Source organism: Thermodesulfobacteriota bacterium (assembly GCA_026415035.1).
In the GTDB taxonomy this organism is placed as follows: domain Bacteria; phylum Desulfobacterota; class BSN033; order BSN033; family UBA1163; genus RBG-16-49-23.
The window spans coordinates 34582-59823 of sequence record JAOAHX010000003.1 but is presented as its reverse complement, the minus strand read 5'-3'; the positions used below and the strand labels follow the sequence as shown (position 1 = coordinate 59823).

The 25242-nt window shown below is 57.1% G+C and carries 18 protein-coding genes; 3 read left to right on the top strand and 15 right to left on the bottom strand.

Annotated features, from left to right (window positions below; genetic code table 11):
• Window positions 1–49 precede the first annotated feature (49 nt).
• Both N3G78_02885 and N3G78_02880 read right to left on the bottom strand, forming a co-directional pair.
• Window positions 50–5824: a glutamate synthase-related protein gene (locus N3G78_02885; protein MCX8116864.1), complete on the bottom strand. Its 5775-nt coding sequence runs from the start codon at window positions 5822–5824 to the stop codon at window positions 50–52.
• A 53-nt stretch (window positions 5825–5877) separates the two neighbouring features.
• Entirely contained in the window at window positions 5878–7200 is a 1323-nt protein-coding gene (locus N3G78_02880; GenBank protein ID MCX8116863.1) for a glutamine synthetase family protein, read from the bottom strand.
• A 366-nt stretch (window positions 7201–7566) separates the two neighbouring features.
• Here N3G78_02880 and N3G78_02875 point away from each other — a divergent pair, with 366 nt between their 5' ends.
• Window positions 7567–7893 carry a hypothetical protein gene (locus N3G78_02875; protein MCX8116862.1) on the top strand — a complete coding sequence of 109 codons (327 nt, stop codon included), beginning with the start codon at window positions 7567–7569 and terminating at the stop codon, window positions 7891–7893.
• A complete protein-coding gene (locus N3G78_02870; protein MCX8116861.1) occupies window positions 7894–8286 on the top strand; it encodes a VanZ family protein in 393 nt (130 codons plus the stop codon).
• A gap of 9 nt (window positions 8287–8295) precedes the next feature.
• Here N3G78_02870 and N3G78_02865 read toward each other — a convergent pair whose 3' ends face one another.
• The 5 genes from N3G78_02865 to N3G78_02845 all read right to left on the bottom strand — a co-directional run bounded on the left by N3G78_02865 (window position 8296) and on the right by N3G78_02845 (window position 13109).
• A complete protein-coding gene (locus N3G78_02865; protein ID MCX8116860.1) occupies window positions 8296–9462 on the bottom strand; it encodes an ABC transporter permease in 1167 nt (388 codons plus the stop codon).
• On the bottom strand, window positions 9463–10620 hold the full coding sequence (locus tag N3G78_02860; protein MCX8116859.1) for an FtsX-like permease family protein: 1158 nt from the start codon (window positions 10618–10620) through the stop codon (window positions 9463–9465).
• Window positions 10595–11290: an ABC transporter ATP-binding protein gene (locus tag N3G78_02855; GenBank protein MCX8116858.1), complete on the bottom strand. Its 696-nt coding sequence runs from the start codon at window positions 11288–11290 to the stop codon at window positions 10595–10597. The genes N3G78_02860 and N3G78_02855 overlap by 26 nt, the downstream gene beginning before the upstream one ends.
• Before the next feature lie 44 nt (window positions 11291–11334).
• A complete protein-coding gene (locus tag N3G78_02850) occupies window positions 11335–12552 on the bottom strand; it encodes an efflux RND transporter periplasmic adaptor subunit (protein ID MCX8116857.1) in 1218 nt (405 codons plus the stop codon).
• A 122-nt stretch (window positions 12553–12674) separates the two neighbouring features.
• The gene (locus N3G78_02845; GenBank protein ID MCX8116856.1) at window positions 12675–13109 is read right to left on the bottom strand and encodes a transcriptional repressor; all 435 of its coding nucleotides are present in this window, start codon (window positions 13107–13109) and stop codon (window positions 12675–12677) included.
• Between the two features lie 162 nt (window positions 13110–13271).
• Between N3G78_02845 and katG the strand changes: the two genes are divergently transcribed.
• Window positions 13272–15437, top strand: coding sequence for a catalase/peroxidase HPI (katG, locus tag N3G78_02840; protein ID MCX8116855.1), 2166 nt, complete (start codon window positions 13272–13274; stop codon window positions 15435–15437).
• A gap of 26 nt (window positions 15438–15463) precedes the next feature.
• On the opposite strand, the gene glnD is transcribed toward katG, so the two are convergent.
• From glnD to nifA, 8 genes are all read right to left on the bottom strand, one after another.
• Window positions 15464–18022: a [protein-PII] uridylyltransferase gene (gene glnD, locus N3G78_02835; GenBank protein MCX8116854.1), complete on the bottom strand. Its 2559-nt coding sequence runs from the start codon at window positions 18020–18022 to the stop codon at window positions 15464–15466.
• Window positions 18012–18350, bottom strand: coding sequence for a P-II family nitrogen regulator (locus N3G78_02830; protein ID MCX8116853.1), 339 nt, complete (start codon window positions 18348–18350; stop codon window positions 18012–18014). The genes glnD and N3G78_02830 overlap by 11 nt, the downstream gene beginning before the upstream one ends.
• Before the next feature lie 17 nt (window positions 18351–18367).
• Complete coding sequence (locus tag N3G78_02825) at window positions 18368–19594, bottom strand: ammonium transporter (GenBank protein MCX8116852.1); 1227 nt, start codon at window positions 19592–19594, stop codon at window positions 18368–18370.
• A 3-nt stretch (window positions 19595–19597) separates the two neighbouring features.
• A complete protein-coding gene (locus tag N3G78_02820) occupies window positions 19598–20335 on the bottom strand; it encodes a type 1 glutamine amidotransferase (GenBank protein ID MCX8116851.1) in 738 nt (245 codons plus the stop codon).
• A 204-nt stretch (window positions 20336–20539) separates the two neighbouring features.
• Window positions 20540–20878: a P-II family nitrogen regulator gene (locus N3G78_02815; protein ID MCX8116850.1), complete on the bottom strand. Its 339-nt coding sequence runs from the start codon at window positions 20876–20878 to the stop codon at window positions 20540–20542.
• Window positions 20879–20905: 27 nt separating this feature from the next.
• On the bottom strand, window positions 20906–22258 hold the full coding sequence (amt, locus tag N3G78_02810) for an ammonium transporter (protein MCX8116849.1): 1353 nt from the start codon (window positions 22256–22258) through the stop codon (window positions 20906–20908).
• 39 nt (window positions 22259–22297) lie between these two features.
• A complete protein-coding gene (locus tag N3G78_02805; GenBank protein ID MCX8116848.1) occupies window positions 22298–23083 on the bottom strand; it encodes a hypothetical protein in 786 nt (261 codons plus the stop codon).
• Window positions 23084–23282: 199 nt separating this feature from the next.
• Window positions 23283–24887, bottom strand: coding sequence for a nif-specific transcriptional activator NifA (nifA, locus tag N3G78_02800; GenBank protein MCX8116847.1), 1605 nt, complete (start codon window positions 24885–24887; stop codon window positions 23283–23285).
• Between the last annotated feature and the right edge of the window lie 355 nt (window positions 24888–25242).

The window sequence follows — 25242 nt, the reverse complement described above, 5'->3', positions numbered from 1 at the left end:
TCGCCGTTATGGGTCAGGGCGGTGTGGAGTTCTGAGAAGGGATGGGAGTTCAGCTGATCGACGACGGACCCCGTGGCCAGCCTGCGGTGGATGATGTTGACCGGGGCATCGGGAAGCTGCCAGGGGATATAGCGGCCATCGCTCTTCCAGCAACCCGAGTTCTTTCCGCAGGAGAGGATGGCCGCCTTTTGGTGGGCGCTTCGACGTAGTTCTCCCTCGTGATCCTCCGGGCCAGACGATAGATATATTCGTCTTCAGCCTCTCGGAGGAAGGCCTCGTTCTCATGGTAATTTTCAAGGGTCAGATGGGCGTACCGCAACTTCAGGGGAGGCCAGATCTCATCCCGGAGGAGCTCCTCTTCGATGAACCGAAAGAGGGCTTGGCGGCGGACCCGAACGAAGAAGCGGTAGAGATCCCCCGGATCCCTCTCCCCGAAAGATCGGAAGTCCTGCTCCTTGCCCTCAGGGTCGAGCCGGTACGGGATACGGCATTTCCCCAAGTCGCCGTCGGGATCCACCCCCTCGAGGTCCCCGAAATATCTCCGGCAGATCTCTTCGATGATCCGCTGGCGTCTGGCGAGGACCTCTTCCCTTGCCCTCTGCCGGATCTTTCCTAAGCTGAGACCAGGGTTTTGGGAGAGGAGACGGACTTCGATTTCGTCTTGAGGGGTGCCTTTGACCAGGACATGGAGGGCATAGTGATCGAGATGATGGGGATAACATCCTCCCTTCCAGATCCCCACGCCATCCATCCCCCGGTTGGCCATCCGATCGAGCATCAGGTCCATCACGTGACTCGGGATGATTCGGTTCGAAACAATGGCCGCGACCCCGCAATCGGAGGGAGGAGAGGAGCCTGCCTCCACGGGTTTAAAGGGAGGACGTTCCTGGGTCGGGGGGGCGACCTGGACCTCTGGGGGAAGAGGGGCCGTCCGAGCCTGGCGCCGCCTCTCCACCCTCTCCTCAAGGAGGGGCCACCGGATCGTATCGTAACGACCCCGGAGTTGTCGGATGTCTTTCATGCCCAGGGCAGCGATCGCCCGGATCACCTGGGCCTGCAAGATGGCCCTGAAGTTGATGATCTGCTGGGTATTGAGCTCGACGTTGCGAAGCAGCTGCATCTTGGGATTGACCGTCGAGATGCCGCTTCGGCAGCCCGATTCGCAGTTGCGGTCTCGGACACAGCCGATCGCCACCAGATCGGCCGTCCCGAGGACGACCCCGTCGAGGCCGAGGGCGATCCCTTTGACGATATCCGCCCAGGTGCGCATGCCACCGCTTCCCATGAAGACCACATATTCCCTGAGGCCAGAGTCCATCAATTTCTCGTGACAGAGGGGGATCGCATACTCCATGTGCATCCCCATCTGACCCTTGATGATGTCCGGGGCCGCGCCCGTTCCGCCCCGTGGGCCGTCGAGCCAGATCTCGATCGTCATCCGGTTGTCCTTGGCGATCCTCGCAAGGCCGGAGAAGATGAACTCGATGTCCGGAGAAGGGGAGACCTTGATGCAGATGCTGGCCCTGGGGTTGATCATCCTCACTGCATCGATAAAGGCCTTGACATCCTCGATCGAGTAGCAATTGTGGAAAGGGAAGGGGGAGATGAGGCTCACCCCTTCGGGCACGCCCCGGAGCCTCGAGACCAGGCCGAAGACCTTCCGTCCGAGGAGATGGCCCCCTACGCCCTGTTTGGCGCCCTGACTGTAGGTGATGACGACCCGCCTGGCCCGGCGGATGGTCTCTTTGGTGACCCCGAAGAGCCCGGTCTTGAGCTGGGTCGAGACGAAGGGTTCCTCTGCAGGGGTGACGATCGGCACATATTGGACGGGCATGGAAGGAGGATATTGCTTCAAGATCTCTGCGATCTCCTCGTATTCCGGGAAGATGGCCCCCTTCCTCAGGCAGCGCCGGATCAGTTCCTCGACCGTGATCAGTTTCCGCTCCTCCATCACCCTTCCCAGGAGGATGACCTGCTCATCGGAAAGGTCGAGGGGATTCCATTTGGCATCGAGGAGGTAGAAGGTCGGATATCCTCCCTCTCCTGTGTCGAGCTGGGTTTTGAGGCGGCAGGTGGCCAGGACCCTCGCCCGCCAGGTTCCGGGTCCGATCGATCCCACGGACATCCCAGCCCCTAAAAAGGGGGTCTTCAGTCGAAGCGTGGGAGAGAGCTGGAGCGCGGTCGAGACCTCATCGAGCTTCTCCTCTGAAATCCCGTCTGGGTCCTGCCTGAAACAGATCCCGATGGCATCGAAACCATCGCCGAGATTTCCTATCGACTCCACCTTCTTGAGGGAGAGGGTGGCCAGATCCCCCGAGGCCATTCGGCCTACGGACGAAAGGAGCCAGGCGGGCCAGACGTGATCTTGGTCGAAGATCCGGTGACAGGCCCGGGGCATCTTTTCGTCGTAGAATCGATGGGGAGGCGGGGTGGGTTGGATCATCCCTTTCAACTGGCTGTAACGCCATCCAAGGCCCGCCATCAGACCCTCCCTTTGGACCCTAGCTTTGTTGGCTTCCTCGTTTCGTCTCAAGCGATGCGGGTCGTGGAAGATGTCGTATATCCTCTCTTCCAAATCGTCGAAGATGATCAGGCGATTCTCCTCCCCTACGGTCTTCTTGATGTCTTTGAAACCCGAGGCGCCGAGGACCTCGATGATCTGGATGTTCCAGACCCGGATGAGGTTGATCAGGCGCTTTGCCAAGGTGGCCGGGTCTTGGGGGAGGACCGTCCTCTCTCCCCTGAGGAATTTCTGGCGGGCGTGGGGGTCTCCCGCCATGAGGACGGGCCAATCGATCTTGACCCCGTTTGCCCCCCGCTGAATGGTCTTCTGGGTATCTGCGGCGGAGCGGATGCCTCCGGCCCCGAGGATGGAGAATCGGTGGCGCGCCTTTTGTTCGATGAGATAGCGATGGACCGCTGGGACGGCGTCCGTGGTCGGATAGTATTTGGTCGTTGGATTGTAGTCCGAGGTAAGGCAGAGAAGATCGAAGGGTGACGCCATGAGGCGATCGATCCATTCGCGGAGGGCCAAAGAGGGTTGAAGGTCGGGGGTGATGTCCTCGGGGTCCAATTTGATGACGGCGGAAAGAAGCGCTTTCTCCGGGAGAAGGCCTTTTAGATCTCCGGCCTTATTGAGGACCGCCTCGTCGATCTCGACTTCGAAGAGCTCGACCGGGATCTCCCTCAACCTCCCTCCTTCCCTCTTCAACTCGTCCGAGGTGAGCCTTAGGATGATCTGGCCTGTCCGGTCTCCGATCCTCGGCCGGAGGCGGTCAAAATCATCGAGCGTGAGGGTCAGGCGCGTCCCCGTCGCCTTCGACGCCTCGAGCAGGGCCTCGAGCCAGCCCTCGTCGATCTTGAGGGGAAGGAGGTCGAAGAGAATCGGGGTCTTCAGATGAATGAGCCTGGGAGGCGGGGTCAAGATCCTCCCATCGTGGAAGGTCAGATACTTCGGCTTCTGGCCCAAATGGATGGCGATGGCGTCTTCGGTGCTTTCGTAGAGGAGGTTCTGGGCCGGACCGACGATGTGGAAATGGCCGAAACGGATTCCATCATTCCCTGATCCTCGATGGGGATCGCCCTGTCCTGTGCCGGAGACGGGGATTTTACCGGTGGTGGCTTCCAGGTCGATGCGGGCCACGGTCAGACCGGTCCAATAGGGGTCATCGATCTCGAGGAAACAGGGATGGAGCTCCACCATCGTCGCCGGAAATCCCGCCGCCATCTGGGGACACCGTTCGATGCAGGAACCGCATCCCCGGCAGAGCCCTTCGTCCTCGATTCGAATGAGACGGGGATCGGATTCGTCTCGTTTCCGAACACTGTAGATGCAGGCATCCACGCACGTTCCACAATGGATGCAGTGGGCCTCATCGATCCAGACCCGGTACCTCGGAAAGGTGTTCCTTTTTTCGTGGATCTTCTGGTCGAAGCCCGTTCGGACGACGTCAAGGTAGCGCTGGAAGTCCGGGCTGTTCTCCACCTCAGCGATGAACCTTTTGATCTCTTCGATTGGGAATCCGCTGGCCTCGGCGAGATATCCTTCCAGGGCCTCGAACAAAGGGAGGTGGTTAATATGGACCTGACACTCTTCGTCGCATCGGCCGCAACGGAGACAGAAATAGAGGGGAAGGGCTTTTGAGAGTTCCAGCTCTCCCTTTTCGATGGCCTTCTTGAGGGTGAAGAATTTTCCCCGGGCCGAAAGGGTTTCATCTCCCGTGGCCCGGTAGACAGGGCAACGGGTCACACAGGTGCCGCATTGGGCGCAAGAGAGGATCTCCCTGGCGATCGGTTCCAGTCTTTCGGAGACCATGGGAGTGCGAAGCCTCAACTTCTCCACGGGAAAGAGGGAGAGGAGCCTGAACATCAACCACTGGGAGGCGCTGAGGCCGAGATTGAAAAGATCCTCCTGGAACAGGGCCTTCTGGAAGGAGCCCCAGCGGCCCGAGGTGGCGAAGAATTTCCCTGGATTGAGAATGCCGTGTGGATCGACCTTTCGCTTATATTGCCGGAGCGTTTTTAGGGTTTCGCGGCCGAAGAGGTGGCGGAGAAAGGGCGTATTCCATATGCCGATGCCATAGGGCTTTCCCTGGTGAGACTGGACCGCCAGCTTGAGCATCATCGGGATGAAGATGAGGTCGAGGTAGAAGATGTTCTTCCGATTGTCCGTGGTCATCATCACCAGCAGGAGGACTTCTCCCGGGTTGATGAGGTGGCTGATGGGATAAAGCGTCACGGCCAGGTTCCTGGCCATCTCTTGGAGTCTTTCGAGATAGGGGGCCACCTGACCGACAGGGAGGATCACCTCGCTGGCCAGGAGGGATGGGCCAAGGGATTTGATCGACATCGGAAGGAACCGTTTCTCCCAGAGGTCGCGGGCCAGGGCATCGTCGAGGGGGAGGATGCCGGAGGCCTCCAGATGTTCTTTCAATCGGTGGACCTCCTCCTCGTTGTCGAAAGAGACCAGGACGAGGTGACGGAGGTCAGTGGCGATCTTGGAATCGGAGGGGAGATGGAGGGCGGAGATGAGGTTTGGATGGTAGAGGACGATATCCTCGGGTTGGAGGGTCGTTTTGGAGGCCAAACCCTTTGCAAAGGAGTAGGCCGAGGAGGCGTTCCCAAAGGCGAGGGCGACGGGATACCACTGGGAGGGAAGTCTGACCACGCGAAGGGTGACCCGGGTGATGATTCCCAACTGCCCCTCTGTGCCGATGAAATAGTGGATCTCAGGGTCCTCCTTCGAAAGGTCCTTGACCGTTCCGTCCGGCGTGATGACCCTTAGGGAGACGATCTGGTCCTTCACCGGTCCGTGCCGTAAGGTGCCGAGGCCCATCCCGCCCGTGGCAATCCAGCCGACAAGGGTTCCCCCTTTTCCCGAAGCGATGGTGGAGAGGGCCAACCCCTTTGATTCGAGTCTCTTCTGAATGTCGAGGAAACGGGCGCCAGGCCCAACCGTTACCCGAAGCGCCTCTGCATCGACCTCGACCGAGTTCATCAGGCTGAGATCGACGAGGATCCCGCCCTGCGTCGGGACCGAGCCCCCGTAACCCCAGGTCCCTGCACCCCGAACGGTCATGGGGATCCGGTGTTCGTTGGCGAAAGAAAGGATCTTTTTCAGGTGCTCCTCCGTCTCGGGTTTAAGGACGAGATCGGGAAGGCTTTTGAGCATCAGGTCACGGACCAAGGGGGGGAGGTCGACGTTCAGGTCGGTCCGGTAATATTCGAACTTTTCCGGATCGTCGATGATCTTCAGATCAGGGGTCTCCTGTAAAAAGGCCTGGAGATACTTTCTCCAGGCCGATTTTTTCTGTTTTGACTTCATTCACCGGCCCTCACTCATGGGTATGAAAAGACCGATCGAGGAAGACGAGGGGGTCACAGGATCGGCAGATACTTCTCTATTTCGAACTGGGAGACGTGGGTGCGATATTGGTCCCACTCGATCTTCTTGTTCTCGATGAACTTTTGGAAGATGTGGTCTCCGAGGGTCTCCCTCACCAGTTCGCTCTGTTCGGCGAACTGAATGGCCTCGTACAGACTGCCGGGAAGCGATTCGATGCCATGTTGCCTCCGGGCCTCCTCGGACATCTCGAAGATGTCCTCCTCCACCGGGGGAGGAAGCTCGTAGCCCTTTTCGATGCCTTTCAGGCCAGCGGCGAGCATCACAGCAAAGGCCAGGTAGGGGTTGCAGGCGGGGTCCGGCGAGCGGAGCTCGATCCGGGTCGCCTTCTCCTTTCCAGGCTTATACATCGGAACCCGGACAAGGGCTGAACGGTTTCGCCTCGCCCAAGCGATGTAAACAGGGGCTTCATAGCCGGGCACCAGTCTCTTGTAGGAGTTGACCCATTGGGAGGTAATGGCGGTAATTTCTTTGGCGTGTTTAAGGATCCCAGCGGTGTAGGCCTTGGCGACCTTGGAGAGATGGAATTCGTCCTTTGGGTCGAAGAAGGCATTCTTGTCGCCCTTGAAGAGCGATTGATGGGTATGCATCCCGCTCCCGTTCTGGCCGAAGATGGGTTTGGGCATGAAGGTGGCATAGACGCCGTGCCTGAGGGCCACCTCCTTGACCACCAGGCGGTAGGTCATGGCGTAATCGGCCATGGTCAGGGCATCGGCATAACGAAGGTCGATCTCGTGCTGGCTCGGAGCCACCTCGTGATGGCTGTATTCGACCCGGATGCCCATGGCTTCAAGGGTGAGGATCGTTTCGCGACGAAGTTCGGTGGCGACATCCAGCGGGGTGAGATCGAAGTATCCCCCCCGGTCGAGGGTCTGAGGAGCTCCTTCGTTGCTTTTAAAGTAGAAGTACTCCAGTTCAGGCCCTACATAGAAGGTGTAGCCGAGATCCTGGGCCTTTTTGAGGGTTTTTTTCAGGACCCATCGCGGATCGCCCTTATAGGGCGTCCCGTCCGGCTCATAGATGTCGGCGAACATCCTGGCGACCGCATTCTCTTTGGGGCGCCAAGGGATGATCTGGAAGGTCTGGGGATCGGGTTTGGCGATCATATCGCTCTCGTCGATCCGGGCATAGCCCTGGATGGAGGAGCCATCGAAGCCCATGCCCTCCTCCAAAGCCCCCTCCAGCTCGTCGATGGTGATGGCAAACCCCTTCAGGAACCCGAGGATGTCCGTAAACCAGAGGCGGATAAATTTCACATCGTTCTCCTTTGCCAACTTCAATACGGTCTCCTTGTCCATCCTTTCCTCCTATATTTTAATTTTAGTTGCTACTCCTCGAAGGCGGTCCGTGTCAGTTTTTGACAATCCAAAGAATCCAATGATTGGTTTAATATTTAGCAAACCTTATGCCGAAGGTGATCCCCATGAGGGGACATGGGTGAATTTTATAACTTTTTGAAAAAGAAGAAGATGTTTAGCAACCCTCCCGTGAGGGGATGGCGTCGGAGGCCCGAATGGAATGGGATTGATGGCGGTTTTTCATCATCATGATTAAATCAGAACATTTCCTTTTGGAGGGGGCCTCTTCCCTTTTTCCAATATTGGTTAAATGGGATGTCTTGTGATAAAATTTAAGAAATTTTTGGATGAAAGGCAGGAGGCCTTATGGATGTGGAACGATTCTTGGAGACCGCAAAGACCCTCGACAGAAAGAGAAAAGGGAAGAAAGAGGTGGTAGAGGAGTTTAAGAAATGTTTTGAGCGGTTCCGCCTGGTCAACCGGGCCTATCTCGACAAGGAGACTTATGAGAAGGCCCAAGGGTCGATTTCTTCGATGGCCGAGGCCATGGCGAATACGCTCCGTTACCTCGAAGGGGAGATTTCCCGGTTAAGGCATAAAGGGAGGAGGCAGCCTTTCGAGGACCTCCAGCTGGCGGAGATGCAGAAAGTCCAGAAGCGAAATGAGATGCTCCTGAAGGAGTTGCTTTCCTGAATGTCTCTGAATCGAGCCTTTACCGCCCTATCCGCGATCTATATACTTTCCCTCCTGGTCCTTCCGAGGTTGATCGGGCGTGACGCCCTTAACCACCTCTGGAATCCTTATAGCCTCCTCCACATCCCCCTTTATGGGGTCCTGATGACCCTCCTCACCCTTGCCCTGTCCGCCAGACGAAGTCATTGGGCCACTTCTCCCGCTCCCCATTTCTCCTCCCTCTGGCTCCCCGGCGGTATTTCCTTCTTGACAGGTCTCCTCGACGAGTTGAACCAGGCCTTTATCCCGGGCCGGGAGGCCTCTGGTTTCGATCTGCTGCTCAACCTCGTTGGGATTGTGCTCGCCGGCGCCGCCCTTTCCTTTTACCGATCTTTCCATAAGGGGAGAGGATAGAGGGTGAGGTCAGGTCGCCCTTAGGGATTCGACGATGTTCATCCGGGCGGCCCGGAGGGCCGGCAACAAGCCTCCCACGAACCCCATGATGAGGGAGAAGACCAGGGCCTGATAGGCGATCTCCCAGGTGAGGGTGAAGTCGAAGGCCAGCTCGGAGAAGGTCTGGAAGTTCATCGTCGAAACGGTGAAAAATTGGAGAAAAGAGGCGAAAAAGAGGCCCAGGAGGCCTCCGCTCAATCCCAAGAACAGGGCCTCCAGAAGGAAGGCGGTCAGGATGCTCACCCTTTTAAACCCGAGGGCACGAAGGGTCCCGATCTCGGCGGTGCGATTTGCGACCGCGGCATACATGGTGATCATGGCCCCGATGATGGCGCCCAGGGAGAAGATGATCGTCAGGGAGGTCCCGAGGATTCGAAGGAATGTGGCCATCATCCTCGATTGCTCCCCATAATACTGGTTCTCCCGTTTGGCCTCGAGGGTGAGACGGGGGTCGTTTTCGATCCGACCTTTGACCCTTTCGAAGGAGGAGGGATCCCGGAGTTTGAAGAGGACCGAGGAATAGGCATTCCTCCGAAAGGTCTGCATCAATTGATCTCCATCGACCCAGATCTCGGAGTTGAACCCGGTCGGGCCTGCGTCGAAGACGCCCACCACCTTCCATTCCCTCAATCCGAATCGGAGCGACTCCCCGAGGCCTCCCCCTTCGAAACGTTCCGCCACGCTTCGGCCCGTCAGGAGTTCTGAGGTTCCGGGCCTTGGGAGCCGGCCCTCGAGCAGCTTCACTTGGGGCCGGAGGCCGAGGGAGGCCTCCCCGATGCCCCGGACGGTGATGTAATTTTCTTTTTTGCTTCCCCGTCTGGGGAGGCTGATGATGACCACGGTCTCTTTCGAGAGGAGAGGCTTTCCGTCTTCTCCCACCGCGACCTCCGGCTGGGTTTCGATGATGGAGGCCTGATAACGATCCACCCCGCTCTGAACCTCGGTGGCCGCACCCTTCCGGATGACCACGACATTGTCGCTCGAACCCGTTTCGATGAGGGTCTTCTTCAGGCCCTCGGACAGCATGAGCATTGAAGAGAAGACGAAGACGACCAGGGCCATCCCCGAGACGGTAAAAAGGGTCGTGAGCTTTCGGGTCCAGAGATTCCGGATACTGTAGGCCAGAGGCACACCCACCTAACCGATCCTCCTCAACCCATCTGCGATGCGAATGGTGACCGCCCGATAGGTGGGGACAAGGGCTGAAAGGACCCCCACCACCAAACAGGCCAGGATCTGCAAATAGATGGCCCCTTCCGGCACATTGAAGACGGGGAAGTAGGTGCTGAGGATCTTGCCGACCCTTTGGGCCACCGGAAAGGTGAGGAAGACTCCGAAGAGGCCCCCGGTGGTCGTGATCAATATCGATTCGCCGAGGATCATCCCTGCGATGCGCCAGGAAGGGTAACCCAAGGTTTTGAAGATGGCATATTCCCCGATCCGTTCCCGGTAGGTCATGGACATCGTGTTGGCCACGACCGCCATGATGATGGCGATGACGATGAAGGAGACGAGTTCGATGGCGATGAGGATCGCTTCGGACATGGCGATGAAGGAGAGCTGGAAGGCCTTTTCGGTCTCGGTCAAGGTCTCGGCGAGGGAGTTCTTGAAGGTCTGATCGATGGCGAGGGCCACTTCCGCAGCGCGCTCGGCCCGGGACACGCCCACCATATACCAGCCCACCGTATCGGCCAGGGAGGACCCCCTCTTCCTCAACACCTCGTTCAGATAATCCCAATGGAAGAAGAACTGGGTCTCGTCGATGGTCTCATCCCTCCCCCGATAGATGCCCCGGAGGACGAAGTCCCATTCCCCCGGGTAGATGGTCCCCCGGAGGGTGACGATGTCGCCGATCTTCCAGCCGAACCGCTCGGCCAACTTCCTTCCCGCGATGAAGCCTTTGCGGTCCCTGAGAAAGGCCCTCTCCTCCTCTGGGGTGAGGATATATTCCGGATAGAGCTCGAGATAACTCTTGGCGTCCACCCCGAAGTTGGCAAAGAAATGTTTTTCATCTTTGTAAATTCCCCCGAACCAGTTTCCCCACGAAACGGCCTTCACCCCATCAATCTGGCGGATCTTCTCCCTGTAGGAAAGGGGAAGGTGGAAGATGAGGGAGATGGAACTTCGGGTGACGAGGCGCGTGGCAGAGGAGGCTTCCACCCCTCCATACCAGGCATGGATAAAGGTCCGGAGGAGGCCGAAGGCGAGGATGGCTATGGTGATCCCGAGGAGGGTTAAGAAGGTCCGGAGTTTATGACGAAGGGCATTCCTAAACAGGAGTTTGAGAATAAACATCGTTCAGGAATCCTTTGTCGAGATGGCGAATGACCCTCGCCCTTTCGGCCGCCTTGGGATCGTGCGTGACCATGATGATCGTCTTTCGGGACTCGCCGTTGAGTCGATCCATCAGGTCGAGGACCTCCCGGGCGGAGATCCGATCGAGGTCTCCGGTGGGTTCGTCGGCAACGAGGATCGTGGGATCGGTCACAATGGCCCGGGCAATGGCCACCCGTTGCTGTTCCCCTCCGGAGAGCTGGGCCGGGTAATGATCCATCCGCTCTTCGAGGTTGACGATCCGGAGGGCCATCTCCACATGGGCCTGCCTCTCCTTTCGAGAGAGGCCAGTGAGGAGGAGGGGGAGTTCCACATTTTCGAAGGCCGTCAACACCGGGATGAGATTGTAGAACTGGAAGACGAAGCCGACGTTCATCGCGCGCCACTGGGCCAGCTCGTTTTCGGAGAGGTGGGTGAGGTCGATGCCCCCGACCCGGATCGTTCCGCAATCCACCCGGTCGAGGCCGGCGATCAGGTTGAGGAGCGTGCTCTTTCCCGACCCCGAGGGTCCCATCAAGGCGAGAAATTCTCCCTCTTCGATATTGAGGTTGATGTCCGTGAGCACGGGGATGACCCGGTTTCCCCTGCGGTAGGATTTGCTCACATGGAGGATTTCAACGATGGGAGGCATGAGATAACAATCTCCTGTCACCGAATTCCAAACGCCATCCCCCTTTATTTCTCCGCGGCTTTCACCTTCATGCCGTTCTTTAAGCGGTCAGGGGGATGGAGGACGATCTGGTCTCCGACCTTGATCCCATCGAGGACCTCCACCATGTCGCCGATTTTATCGCCGAGCCTCACCGGGACCTCCATCGCCCTTTCCTCCTTGACGAGAAAAACGCGCTCCCCTCCTTTCCGGTTGACGATGGAGGAAGGAGGGATGGCGATTCGGGGTCTCTGTTCTTCTCGGCTGGGGGGACGGGAGAGAAAGGCCACCTTGGCACTCATCTCCGGTAGCACCCGGGCATCTCGATCGACAAAGCGGACTTTGACCATGACGGTCGCTTTGGTTCGATCCGCGGTGGGAACGATGGTATGGAGGACCCCACGGAGACGCTCCCCTGGGAGCGCATCGAGCTGAATCTCGCAGGGCTGACCGACCCTGATCTTGTTGAGATTCGACTCGGAGACGTCGGCCTCCACCTGAAGGGAGTTCATATCCGCAATCGTGATGACGGCCGATTTGGCATTGGCGGCCGCACCGATGGGCGTGACGATATCTCCCACATCCGCATTTTTGGTGAGGACGATGCCATCGAAGGGAGCCCGGATCAACGAATATTCGAGATTGATCTTGGCGACTTCGAGGGCCGCAAGACTCGCCCGGAGATTGGCCTCGGAGGCCTCCACAGAGGCCACGGCCTTCTCGTATCGGGCGAGGGCGGTATCGTAGGTGGCCCTTGCGATCACCCCCTTTTCGAGGAGGGCCCTGTTTCGGTCCAATTGAAGGGTCGCCTCCCGGAGTTCAGCCTTGGCCAGCTCCGCATTGAAACGAGCGGCATTCACGTTGGCCTCTGCCTGTTCCTTGGCGGCTGCCACGTCCTCGCTCTCGAGGCGGGCGATGATTTGGCCTTCCTTGACCCGATCCCCTTCTTTGACGCCGAGCCAGACGAGACGGCCCGTCACCTTGGAGGCCAGGGCCGATTTTCGCTGGGGGACGACATAACCGCTCCCATTGAGGACGGTGAGGGTCTGAGAGGGGTAGAGCTGCGAGACCGTTGCGATCCGGACCTCCACGGCAGGGGAGAGGATTCCCCTCTGATAGAGGACACCTGCGGCGATCAAAAGCAGGGCCAGAAATCCCCAGAGGAAGATCCTTCTCCGCCCCCTGGGCCTGAGGATGGCCTTCGACTTTTCGATCCTGAGCTTTGAGAGATCCTCCACGGCCATGAAAAAATCCTAACATAATCCAAAGGCCGTTAACAATGAAGCCTCCCCCATGGGGTTTGGGTGATTAAGAACTTTTTAAAAGTGGGACCAAAGGATCTTCGAGGGATTGGAGGTTGAAATTCCTACTGGCAGGTTATCCGGCGGCAGCGGTGGCAGGTCCCTTCGATCACGACGCGGACCTTCTTGACGGAGAAGGTCTCGCGAATCGCCTTGGGGATTTTTAGGTGGTCCAACGTTCGGTCGTAGAAGTCGGTGATGGAGCCGCATCCGAGGCACCGGAGATGATGATGCTGTTCGATGTTGGGATCGAACCTCCGGACATCTCCGGAGCCCTCCACGATCTGGATCAATCCCATCTCCGCAAAGGTGAGGAGGGTCCGGTTGACGGTGTCGAAGGAGAGATTCGGATGGGAGGGCTTGAGGATCCGATAGATCCCTTCCGCCGAGGGGTGGTCGGTGGCCTTCAGGACCTCTTCGTAAATGGCAATCCTCTGGGGGGTGATCTTTAGCCCAAAGGCCTTGCACGCCTCGATGAAATCATCTAAATTCCGCCCCACCCTTGACACCCGGCCCGTCACTGGGTTAAATTCCTAAAAAGTAATTAATCCTATTTAGGTCGAATCCGCAATTTCATCTTAACATTTTCCTTGAAAGGGGGCAAGCCATTTGATATGTTAGGGGAAGGGCGGCTTGCCTGAAAGTCAATCGAGGAGGTGCCTATGGAACAGAAGGACCAAGGAGGAAAGAAGCGATGGATCACCGACTGGTGGCCGAACCGGCTCAACCTGAAGATGCTGAGGCAGAATTGTTCCCATGCCAACCCCTACGGGCCCGATTACGACTATGTGAAGGAGTTCGAAACGTTGAACCTTTCGGAGGTGAAGGAAGACCTGAAGGCCCTGATGACCACCTCCCAGGACTGGTGGCCTGCCGATTTCGGCCACTACGGCCCCCTGTTCATCCGGATGGCCTGGCACAGTGCGGGAAGTTACCGGATCTTCGACGGCCGGGGAGGGGCGCGAACCGGCGACCTCCGCTTTCCTCCCAGAGGAGATTGGCCAGACAATATGAGCCTGGACAAGGCGATCCGGCTCCTCTGGCCCATCAAGCAGAAATACGGACGTAAGCTCTCCTGGGCCGATCTCATCATCCTGGCCGGCAATGTGGCCCTGGAGCATATGGGCGTGCATACCATCGGCTTCGCAGGCGGGAGGGAGGATATCTGGGAGCCGGACGAAAGCCCGGACTGGGGCCCGGAGATCGAGATGCTCTCCGGAAAGGGACGGTTCAGAGAAGGGGAGCTTGAGAAACCCTTTGCTGCAACGGAGATGGGGCTCATCTACGTGAACCCCGAGGGGCCTGAGGGAAATCCCGATCCGGTGGCCTCGGCCAAGCAGATCCGTGTGGCCTTCAACCGGATGGGGATGAGCGACGAGGAGACCGTCGCCCTGGTCGCTGGAGGCCATGCCTTCGGGAAATGCCACGGGGCCTGCCCCGAAACCTACGTGGGCCCTGATCCCGACTCCTCTCCCGTGGAACAGCAGGGGCTCGGCTGGAAGAATACCTATAAGACGGGAAAAGGACCCGATACCTACACCTCCGGGTTCGAACTCGTTTGGTCCTCCACGCCCACGAAATTCGGGATCGCCTACCTCCAGTTCCTTTTCAATTTTGAATGGGAGTTGACGAAGAGCCCCGCTGGAAAGAATCAGTGGGTCGCCAAGAACGCGCCCGCCATCGTTCCGGATGCCCACGATCCCAACAAGAAGCATCCTCCCATGATGCTGACCGCGGATCTGGCCTTCCGATTCGATCCGGAGTATGCGAAGATCGCAAGGCGATTTCTCGAAAATCCCAAAGAGTTCGAAGCCGCTTTTGCCAAGGCCTGGTTCAAACTGGTCCATCGGGATCTGGGTCCCCGGGAGTGCTACTTCGGCCCCGAGGTGCCGGAAGAGGTCTTTGTCTGGCAAGATCCCCTGCCCAAGAGGGATTATCGACTGATAGACGAGGAAGACATCAGGAAGTTGAAGGAGAGGGTCCTCGCCTCCGGCCTGAGCATCGCCCAGCTCGTCTATACCGCCTGGTCCTCAGCCTCGACCTATCGCGATTCGGACCGAAGGGGAGGAGCCAATGGCGCACGAATTCGCCTGGCTCCGCAGAAGGACTGGGAGGTCAACCATCCTGAAGATCTGGCCAAGGTCCTGAGCACCTACCAAACGATCCAGAACGAGTTCAACTCCGGACAGAAGGACGGAAAGAGGGTCTCCCTCGCCGACCTCATCGTCCTGGGGGGATGCGCCGCGATCGAAGCCGCCGCAAAAAAGGCCGGGATGAATGTGACCGTGCCTTTTACGCCGGGGAGGGTCGATGCGCTCCAAGAGCAGACCGATACCCTCTTCTATGCGGCCATGGAGCCTGTGGCCGACGGCTTCAGGAACTATATCAAAGATCCCAAGACCCCCAACCCCGAATATCTTCTTGTGGACAAGGCCCAGCTTCTGCGGCTGACGGTGCCGGAGCTGGTCGTCCTCGTCGGGGGTTTGAGGGCGTTAGGGGCTACCTATAAGTTCTCGCCCCATGGCGTCTTCACGAAGACTCCCGGAGTCCTCAGCAACGACTTCTTCGTCAACCTCCTCGATATGAGGACGGAGTGGCAGCCCATGGATGGGGAGGCCTACCTCTTTCAGGGCCGTGACCGGAAGACAGGGGCCCCCACGTGGACGGCCACGAGGGTCGACCTGATCTTCGGGCATCACGGAGAGCTTCGGAGCGTGGCCGAGGTCTATGGGGCTTCCGACGGGAAAGAGAAGTTTGTGAGGGATTTCGTCGAGGCCTGGAACAAGGTGATGAACCTCGATCGGTTCGATCTTCGATGGAAGAGATAGAGCCACGAGGGCGGGGAGAGGAGGCCTCAGGGACCTCCGAGTCGCTGGAGGAGCAATCGTTTGAGGTGATCCATCCGGTTCGGTTCCGTGATCTTCTCTCCCCACTCATCCTGAATGTAAAAGACATCGATGATCTGGTTTCCGAGGGTGGAGATCCGGGCAAAGAGGATGGTGCAACCGAAGTCGGTCAAGGCTTGGGTGATTTCGTAAAGAATCCCCAACCGGTCCTGGCCGGTGATCTCGACGATCGTATAGAAATCGGAATCCCGGTTATTGACCTTCACTTCCCCCTGGACTTTCGGGGTCACCTTCTGGAAACTCAGGACAGGTCCCCCTCGCTGAGAAAACAGATCCTTGAGCAAGACCTTTCCATTTAAGATCTCCACAAGATCCTGCTGAAACTGGCGCATCCTCCGGTCGCCCTCTCCGGTCGGGTCTTGAACGAAGAAGGTATCGAGGGCCACACCATCTCCCCAGGTGTGGATCTGGGCCTCCAGAATGTTCAAGCGGTTCAGGTAGAAGGATCCCGCGATTTTGGCGAAGAGGCCATAGCGGTCTCTCGTACAGATCGTCACCTTCACCCGGCCCTCCGCCTCCCCATGCCATTCCATCACCACCGTTTCCCCCTTCAGACGGTGAGCCATCTGGAGATGGGAGGCGATCTCTTCCGGAGGGTAGGTGGCCAGGTAACGGTCCGGAAGGTGCTCCGCATAGGTGGAAAAAATTTCCGGAGGGACCCGTTCCCTGAGACGTGCCAGTCTCTCCGGCCTTTTGACGGGGGTTAGAGGATCCTTCCCCTTGTCCAAATAATGCAAGGCCTTGAGAAAGAGTTCCATCAGGAGGGAGTCTTTCCAAGAGTTCCATGCCTCAGGGCCGACGGCCTTGATATCGGCGAAGGTGAGAAGGTAGAGCATCTTCAACCGGGTCGAGTCCTGGACCTCCCTGGCGAAGGAGGCGATCGCCTGTTCGTCATGGAGGTCGCGGCGAAAAGCGGTCTCCACCATCAGGAGATGATGACGGACCAAAAATTCCAAAAGGGCGATCTCCTCGGCTTGCAACCCCATGCGTCTGCCGATCTGCCTTGCCATCTGGCTGCCGACGAGGGGGTGAGGCCCTTCCCTCCCCTTTCCAATGTCGTGGAGGAGGGCCGAAAGAAAGAGGATTTCCGGGTTCGCCAATTCCCTGATGGTCGAGGTGAGGAGGGGGTGGTCTTTTTGATACGCCCCCTCCTTCAACTTCAACAACTCGCCAACGGCGAGGAGGGTATGGCGGTCGATGGGATGGACATGGTAGAGGTCGTAGTGGATCCTTCCTTCGATCTCGGAGAACTCGGGGATATATCGGGATAAGAGCCCGACATCGTGCATCCTCCGCAAGAGGTCCTCCAGCCCTTTTCCCTTTCTCAGGATCGAGAGAAAGGTCTCGTTGACCCTGGGCGAGGTCCGGAAATTTTCATCGATCCACGGAAGGGCCTCGGCCATGGCCTCTTCGGTCCGGAGATCGGGTTTCGCCTCCAAATCCTGGCAGTACCGAAAGAGGTCCATGAGCTGAGCAGGGTCTTTTTTAAAAGCGGCGGGGTCGAGGAGATGAATCTCCCCTCCGGCAATTCCAAAATGGTCGTCGATCCTTTTCGACCGGACCAGGCCGATGATCTTCCTGAAGAAGGAGGGCTCGAAAAGGGCATGGTCCAGCATCTGGTGGTAAAAGGTCGATATCTCCCGGGTGGCGAGGTGGTACTGCCGCATCATCGCCTCCACCCCTTTGGGCCCCGGGGGGAATCCAAGGAGGGGGGCTATCGTCTCCTGCCATTCAAAGGTGAGACGGTCCTGCCGATGTTCGGCGGAAAGATGGAGATGATTTCGGATCTGCCAGAGGAACTGGACGCTTCGGATCAGCCTTCGGGAATGGTCCGGGAAGAGGATGGAGTCGAGACGATCAGTCTTATATTTGGCCCGGAGGATCCATCGACCTGCCTGGAAATCCCTGAGACCGCCCTCGCCTTCTTTGAGGTCGGGTTCTAAGATATAGGCTGGATCCTCGTATTTCTTATGGCGAAGGTGGGTCTCACGGGCCAAGGCCTCGGCAAAAGGGGGGACCCTCCGGTGGAGCAGCTTTTTCGTAAAGAGGGCATAAAATTTTCGAAATTCCTCGTATGCGCCGTCGAGGTAGCGGCTATCGATCAAGCTGGTTTTGACCTTGAGATCGGAACGGGCCATCTTCACACATTCTTCGACCGATCTCAGGCTGCAGCTCACCTCCAGCCCAAGGTCCCAGAGGGGATAGAGGATCTTCTCCGAAAGGCTTGGGAGTTGGTCCCCGCGGGTAGGGGAGTGAAGCAGGAGGAGGTCGATATCGGAATGAGGGGCCAGCTCGGCCCGGCCATAACCTCCCACCGCGACCAGACAGACCGAGGGGGAGGGGAGGTTCGATCGGGCCGATTGAAAGACCCTCCTCACCACCCCGTCGATCATCTCCGCGTGTCTCCGGAGATAATCCTCCGGGACGGCTTGGGGAGGTAATTCGGTTAAAATTCGGTGTCTCCACGCGATCAGATCTTGTTTTGTAATCCCTAACTCAGAGGGCATCCTTGCCACGTTCTCCGGTTCGGATCCGGATCACCTCTTCCACCGAAGAGACAAAGATCTTGCCATCTCCGATCTTGCCGGTTCGCGCCGACCGTTCCAAGGTCTCGATGACCTGAGCCACCCGATCTTCGCTCACGATGAGGTCGATCTTGATCTTGGGGACAAAATCGATCGTATATTCGGCTCCCCGGTAAACCTCGGTGTGGCCCTTTTGCCTGCCGAACCCTTTGACCTCGGTCACCGTCATCCCCTGGATGCCGATTTTGGTCAGGGCATCCTTCACTTCTTCCAGTTTGAAGGGCTTCACTATCGCTTCGATCTTCTTCATATCTCCTCCCCATCGTATCAGAAAGTATATCCCGCTTCGCCATGCTGACTCAAGTCTAAGCCATGGATCTCATGCTCCTCACTCACTCTCAACCCCATGGTCCAATCGAGCACTTTTAGGAGGAGGAGCGTCATCCCAAAAGAGTAGATCCAGGCAACCCCAACGGTCAAGGCCTGGATGCCCAAGAGGGCGGGGTTCCCGAAGAAGAGACCGTCGTTGCCGGCCGAGTTGATGGCCTTGGAGGCGAAGAGCCCCGTGGCCAGGGCGCCCCAGGTGCCTCCCACCCCGTGAACGCCGACCACATCGAGGGAGTCGTCGTATCCCAGTTTCGTCTTGAGGTTGATCGCAGCATAACAGAGGACCCCCGCGACCAGGCCGATGGCGATGGCCGAAAGAGGTCCGACGAAACCAGAGGCCGGGGTGATGGCCACCAGACCTGCGACGGCGCCGGAGGCCGCTCCCAATACCGTCGGGTTCCCCCTGTGAAACCACTCGGCGAACATCCAGGAGAGGGCGGCCGAAGCGGTAGAGATGTGGGTCACGACGAAGGCCGAGGTCGCCAGGGAGCCGGACGCAATCGCACTGCCTCCGTTGAAGCCGAACCATCCGAACCAGAGGAGCGCTGCGCCCAGCAGGGTCAGGGTCAGGTTGTGGGGGGGCATGGGTTCCTCCCCGTATCCCCTTCTCTTGCCCACGACCAGGGAGGCCGCAAGGGCCGCGATCCCGGAGCTGATGTGAACGACCAGACCGCCGGCGAAGTCGAGGGCCCCGAGATTCCGAATCCATCCCCCTAGTCCCCAAACCCAATGGGCCAGGGGATCGTAAACGAAGGTCGCCCAGAGGAGGAGAAAGACGAGGTAGGTTTTGAATTTAAACCGTTCCGCGAAGGCGCCTGTGATCAGGGCCGGAGTGATCACGGCGAACATCATCTGGAAGATCATGAAGGCCTGGTGGGGGACCGTGGGGCAGTAATCGGGATGGGGATCCAGCCCAACCTCCCTTAACCCAATCCAGTCGAGACTTCCGATCACGCCTCCAATATCCGGGCCGAAGGCGAGGCTGTACCCGTAGAGGACCCATTGGACCGTGATCACGGCAATGGCGATGAAGCTCTGCATGATCGTTCCGAGCACGTTCTTCTTCCTGACCATGCCCCCGTAGAAGAGGGCGAGACCTGGGGTCATCAACATCACCAGGGCCGAAGCCACCAAGATCCACGTCGTATCGCCGGAATCGACTTTCATCTCCTACCTCCTTTTCTCCGAATCGACCCTGCCCCTGCTTCGGGGTCTGAGATCCTTGGGCACCTTTTGGTAAAAGAGACGTTTCAGGAATTTCATGCTCCTTTTTCGGTATCCTTCCATCTCGTTTTCCGTCTGCAATAGAATATTCGTTCTCCTCTCCCTTATTTCCTCATCTTCCTCCACCCACGCCCGGATCATCTCTTCAGTCATCTCGAGATGAAACTGGAGGCCGTAGATCTCGTCTCCATATCGGAAGGCCTGATGGGATACGAAGGCCGAGGTGGCGAGCAACTTCGCCTGATTCGGGAGGTCGAAGGTGTCCTCGTGCCACTGAAATACGGAGAATCTTTTCGGGAAGCCGGAGAAGAGGGGATCCTTTCGACCCTCTTCGGTCAACACCACCTGATCCCATCCCATCTCTTTGAGGGGGGCTCTGTAGACCCTGGCCCCCAAGGCCTTCGCAATCAACTGGGCCCCCAAGCATATACCCAGGATCGTCCTTCCCCTCTGGATCGCCTCTTTCAAAAAGAGGTCCTCCATTTTCAGGAAAGGATATCGGTCCTCCTCATAGACGTTCATGGGGCCGCCGAGGATGACGATGTGAGAAAATGCATCGGGCTTTGGAAGGTATGGGGATAGGGAGAGGTCGATGATGTGATAAGGGGCTCCTTGTTGGATGAGGAAGTCTTCGATCAGGCCCGGTCCTTCGGTGTTGACGTGCTTGAGGATCAAGACCTTCATGCAAGAAAGATCAGCAATCGCTATGCCAGAGCGGGGAGCCACCCGATCGAAGGACGTTTTGATCAAGATTTTTGAAGAGTTGTTAGAAGAGAAATTCGGGAGGGCAGAATCCTGCGAGGCCTCTTATGGGAGTCTTCTCGTTGGAATTTGATCAGGCTGTTGGAAATTAAACACCTCCTCATCCCTTGATTCCCTAAGACGACTTCATATCGCCTCCTTTCCCCTCTCTCCGGTCCTGATCCGGACCACCTCCTCCACGGGTGAAAGAAAGATTTTCCCGTCCCCGATCTTCCCTGTTTTGGCCACCCGCTGAATCGTCTCGATGGCCTGGGAGACCAGCTCGTCGGGAAGGATCAACTCTACCTTGGCCTTGGGGATGAAATCGACCTGATACTCCGCCCCCCGGTAGAATTCCGTATGTCCCTTTTGCCTCCCAAACCCTTTTACCTCGGTGACGGTCATCCCCTGAATCCCGATCCTGGTGAGGGCATCTTTCACTTCATCGAGCTTAAAAGGTTTGATAATGGCTTCGATTTTTTTCATCTCTTCCTCCCCTGTGGACAGATGAGCCTATGCTCTCGATGAAAAGTCAGGATAGGCTTCCATCCCGTGTTCGCCGATGTCCAGTCCCTCCATCTCTTCTTCCTCGGAAACTCTGAGACCCATAACCCCCTTGATGATCTTCCAGACCAGGAGGTTAGCCAGAACGCTGAAGGCAGCCACGGAAAGGATTCCCACGATCTGGATGAGGAGCTGTTTCGGTCCCCCGCCGTAGAGAAGGCCTGCCTCAGAGTGGAACAAACCGACCGCGAGGGTTCCCCACACGCCGTTGACCATGTGGACGGAGATAGCGCCCACCGGGTCATCCACCTTTATCCGGTCAAAGAAGAGGACACTGAAGACCACGAGAATCCCCGAGACGAACCCGATGACGATGGAACCGAAGACGGTTGCGCCATCGGCGCCGGCCGTGATCCCCACCAGGCCTGCCAGCACTCCGTTCAGGAGCATGCTGAGGTCAGGTTTTCCGATCGCCAGGTAGGAGACGAAGGTGGCGGCAATGCCCCCGGCAGCGGCGGCCATATTGGTGTTGAGGATGATCAGAGAGATGGGTTTGGGATCCGCCGCCATGGTGCTTCCCCCGTTGAATCCGAACCATCCGAGCCAGAGGATGAACATCCCCAGGGTGGCCATACCGAGATTGTGACCGGGGATGGGATTCACCTTTCCGTCGGGTCCGAATTTCCCCAACCGTGGGCCGAGAAGGGCGGCCCCGACAAGGGCAGACCAGCCTCCGATGCTGTGGACGACGGTCGAGCCGGCAAAATCCTTGAATCCCAGCTGAGAGAGCCATCCGCCCCCCCAGATCCAGTGGCCTTGGATGGGGTAGATCAAGGCCCCCATGAGAAAGGAGAAGACGAAGAAGGAGAAATACTTAATCCTCTCCGCCACCGCTCCGGAAACGATGGTGGCCGCGGTTCCGGCAAAGACCAGTTGAAAAAAGAATTTGGCCAAAAGGGGCACCCCGGTCCAATTGAGCGAGGAGAAGACCCCTCGATAGGCCTCTCCCGTGGCCGGACTGTTATCGGCCCCAATGAGAAAGAAACCCTTTAGGCCGACCAGAGGATGGCCGTCGCCGAACATAAGACCGAACCCGACCGCCCAAAAGGCCAGACTTGTGACGCAGAAGACGATCACATTCTTCGATAGGATGTTGACCGTGTTTTTTGCCCGGCAGAGGCCAGACTCGACCGTGGCGAAACCGGTGTTCATGAAAAAGACCAAGGCGGCCGCGATCAGGACCCAAAGCGTGTCCGCGACCACCTTCAAATCAGGCGCCGCTTTTTCCTCTGCCCCCACAAGATCGGGCCACAGAATGGCGGCGATTAAGGAAACCAGGATGAGGAAGTTGAATCTTTTCATTTAGAGCCTCCTTGACGAAAGAAGATGTCGGGAGATTTCTTATTTCTTGAACCACTGATTGACCGGTGGGAGATTGACGTCGAACTGAATCGTCCACTTCCATTTTCCGTTGATCTCCTTTTCGTTGAACCACACGGGTCCGGTGAGGAGGCTGATGTTGGGAGTGAAGTAATAGATCAGGCCCACGCCACCGCCTCCGATCGCATTCTTTCCGGATGCGTAATCCGCAACCAGGACAAGCTTCTTATATTCATTTCCTTCCTTATCCTTAGCGGGGAAGAAACCACGGTCCAGCCCGATCATAAACCCTTTGTTTTCCCTCTTCCCATTTTTGTCAACCAAGACTTTCCCGTTTCCTATATAAGGGCCTGCAAATAGCCTTGCCCCAAGAATGGGAATCGTTTTTCCTACCATTCCAAATACAATATTCTGGTTGGTCACGTCTTTCTTGGTGCCCACATTGAAGATCCCGAGGTTGAGGGCGGGCGCCCCGGAAAAGAGGGCATTCTCGGGGGTTCCTAACTTGGCATTGAAGGAGACAGGGTGATCCGTGGGTTCTATGTAATCGATCCCCACCTCCAACTGAAGTTTTTCGAAGGGGAGAACGCCGATCGTCAACCCGATGTCCGTTCCAAAAGCGCTTCCCCCGTCTCGAGCTCTCTGGAAGACCGTGAAATAGTTATCGACGCCCAAGTGGAGCACTCCAAAAGGCTGGATGTCGGTTGTCGCGGGAGTCCAATGGGTTGTGGTGGGGGTCCCAAAGGCCATGCCGTTGACCAGGAATAGACCGAAAAGGGGAAATGCCAAGAGATTTGTCTTTTTCATCTTAGCCTCCTTTTTTTCCCCGATAGGATCAAGAAGGATGCCAAAGCAATCCCCTTCGCCCCGAATCGACGTCAAGGAGTGAAATCCAAAAGTTTTTTGAATAGGGATGAAAGGTTAGAGGGGAGTGGGAGATCGATGGGGGGCGAAAAAAAATGACAATTACGTTGGGAAAAAGAGAGATTCCCACAATTTTGTGGGATCAGGAACGATAGGCTTTTGGGTTAATCCGAAGCTTTTTGACGTTGTAGGAGATAACCCTTTCCGTCGTCTTCAATAGCCTGGCCGCTTGGGCCATATTCCCCCGTGATTTTTTGAGGGCATCGATGATCAGCTCCTTTTGAAAGTTCTTTATGGAATCTTCGAAAGAGAGGGCCGCAACGGGGTTTGATCGTTCTCCCCCCTGGAGGCTATGGGGTAGGTGATCACGGCGGATCACGCCGTCCGTACACAGAAGGACGGCCCTTTCGATGCAATTTTCGAGCTCTCTGACATTCCCCGGCCAATGATATTGAATGAGCAGGTCTGTGGCCTGCGTCGAAATTCTCCGAACCTTCTTTTTATGTTTCTGGTTGAATTTGTCGATGAAGAAGTCGGCCAGAAGAAGGATGTCCGTTTTCCTCTCCCGGAGAGGAGGGAGGAAGATGGGGAATATGCTGAGGCGATAATAGAGATCCTCCCGAAAGGTCCCTTCCTCGATGGCCCTTTCCAGATTTTTATTCGTGGCCGCGAGGATACGGACATCCACCCGCAAGGTCCGGTTTCCGCCAATTCTCTCGAACTCCTTTTCCTGGAGGACCCTCAGGAGCTTGGCCTGGGCCTCTAAATGGAGGGTTCCGATTTCGTCGAGAAAAAGCGTGCCCCCATCGGCCCTTTCAAATTTTCCGATCCTCTGCTCCGTGGCTCCCGTAAAGGCCCCTTTCTCATGTCCGAACAATTCGCTCTCGATGAGATTCCCCGGGAGGGCGGCACAGTTCAATTTTAAGAAGGGCTTTGAGGCCCGGGGACTGTTGTAATGGATGGCATTGGCCACCAGTTCCTTCCCGGTCCCACTCTCCCCTCGGATGAGGACCGTGACGTCCTTGTTCGCCACCTTCTCGATCATTTGAAACACTTCCGCCATCTTTTGGCTTGTCCCAAGGATATTGAAGAGATTATATCTCTCCTTCAATTTTTCCTTCAGGGTCGTGTTTTCAAACAGGAGCTGTTTCTTTTCCTCCTCGACCATCTGTTGGATTTTGAGGCCCTGGGCGACCATGGCGGCGACGATGGAGAGGAGTCGAACGTCTTCTTCAAAGGAGATCTCTTCTTTGAAAAGGCGGTCCACGCTTAACGCACCCAGAACGTTCGAACCATTCTTTATGGGCACGCAGATAAAAGAGGTATCGCTCTTCGTCAGGTTCTCCCTCGATTTGGTCCGGTTCAGAAAAAGCGGTTCCTTCCCGATTTGAGGGACCACCATGGGCTCGCCCGTTTCTACGACTTTTCCCGTGATGCCTTCCCCGACCAAATATTTTCCTCTCCCGATTTCTTCTTCGGTCATCCCGTGGGCCGCTCGGATCTCCAACTCCTGAGTGAGGGGGTTTAGGAGGGTGATCGTCCCGCGGCTCATCCCCAGATGGGTATGAAAGGTCTCGAGGATATCCGGAAAGACCTTCTGACAGTCGAAGTTCGATCCGATGAGCTGACTGATCTGATAGAGGACGGTAAGCTCTTTGATCTTTCTTTCGAGGGAGAGGATCAATTGATCCTGGGAAGGAGCCTGAATTTTCTTCGGCAACTCCGGAAAGGGTCTGATCGGGACCACCCTGTTCAAAGAATCCCAGCCTCCCTTAAACAGGTTGTTCAAACTTTTCAGCAATCCGGGTGCCGAGGGAAGGGGTTTCGGGTTTTCCTATATAAATTTTCCTGGATTGTCCAATGGTTGATCTGCTTAGGCAGAGAAAGAAGGGGCGCGCCACCTCGTTGTTATAAACAAGGGTTTTGGTGAATTTTGGCCATCCTGGTGAAAAACTAACTTAGGGATCTTGGTTGGCCCCCTTACCCGTCCTCATTCAAACCTCAAAAGGTCCCCCTCCCCCTATGGTTGGGCAAGGAAGTTAGGCGATCCCAGAAAAAATAACAATGAGAGGAAAGCCATGCGATGTGCAAGGGGTAAGGAG

Excerpts from the sequence above, each read along its gene's own strand:
- N3G78_02885 (MCX8116864.1), bottom strand. The coding sequence starts at position 5,824 with ATGAAGTCAAAACAGAAAAAATCGGCCTGGAGAAAGTATCTCCAGGCC.
- N3G78_02880 (MCX8116863.1), bottom strand. The coding sequence starts at position 7,200 with ATGGACAAGGAGACCGTATTGAAGTTGGCAAAGGAGAACGATGTGAAA.
- N3G78_02875 (MCX8116862.1), top strand. The coding sequence starts at position 7,567 with ATGGATGTGGAACGATTCTTGGAGACCGCAAAGACCCTCGACAGAAAG.
- N3G78_02870 (MCX8116861.1), top strand. The coding sequence starts at position 7,894 with ATGTCTCTGAATCGAGCCTTTACCGCCCTATCCGCGATCTATATACTT.
- N3G78_02860 (MCX8116859.1), bottom strand. The coding sequence starts at position 10,620 with ATGTTTATTCTCAAACTCCTGTTTAGGAATGCCCTTCGTCATAAACTC.
- N3G78_02855 (MCX8116858.1), bottom strand. The coding sequence starts at position 11,290 with ATGCCTCCCATCGTTGAAATCCTCCATGTGAGCAAATCCTACCGCAGG.
- N3G78_02850 (MCX8116857.1), bottom strand. The coding sequence starts at position 12,552 with ATGGCCGTGGAGGATCTCTCAAAGCTCAGGATCGAAAAGTCGAAGGCC.
- katG (MCX8116855.1), top strand. The coding sequence starts at position 13,272 with ATGGAACAGAAGGACCAAGGAGGAAAGAAGCGATGGATCACCGACTGG.
- glnD (MCX8116854.1), bottom strand. The coding sequence starts at position 18,022 with ATGCCCTCTGAGTTAGGGATTACAAAACAAGATCTGATCGCGTGGAGA.
- N3G78_02830 (MCX8116853.1), bottom strand. The coding sequence starts at position 18,350 with ATGAAGAAGATCGAAGCGATAGTGAAGCCCTTCAAACTGGAAGAAGTG.
- N3G78_02825 (MCX8116852.1), bottom strand. The coding sequence starts at position 19,594 with ATGAAAGTCGATTCCGGCGATACGACGTGGATCTTGGTGGCTTCGGCC.
- N3G78_02820 (MCX8116851.1), bottom strand. The coding sequence starts at position 20,335 with ATGAAGGTCTTGATCCTCAAGCACGTCAACACCGAAGGACCGGGCCTG.
- N3G78_02815 (MCX8116850.1), bottom strand. The coding sequence starts at position 20,878 with ATGAAAAAAATCGAAGCCATTATCAAACCTTTTAAGCTCGATGAAGTG.
- amt (MCX8116849.1), bottom strand. The coding sequence starts at position 22,258 with ATGAAAAGATTCAACTTCCTCATCCTGGTTTCCTTAATCGCCGCCATT.
- N3G78_02805 (MCX8116848.1), bottom strand. The coding sequence starts at position 23,083 with ATGAAAAAGACAAATCTCTTGGCATTTCCCCTTTTCGGTCTATTCCTG.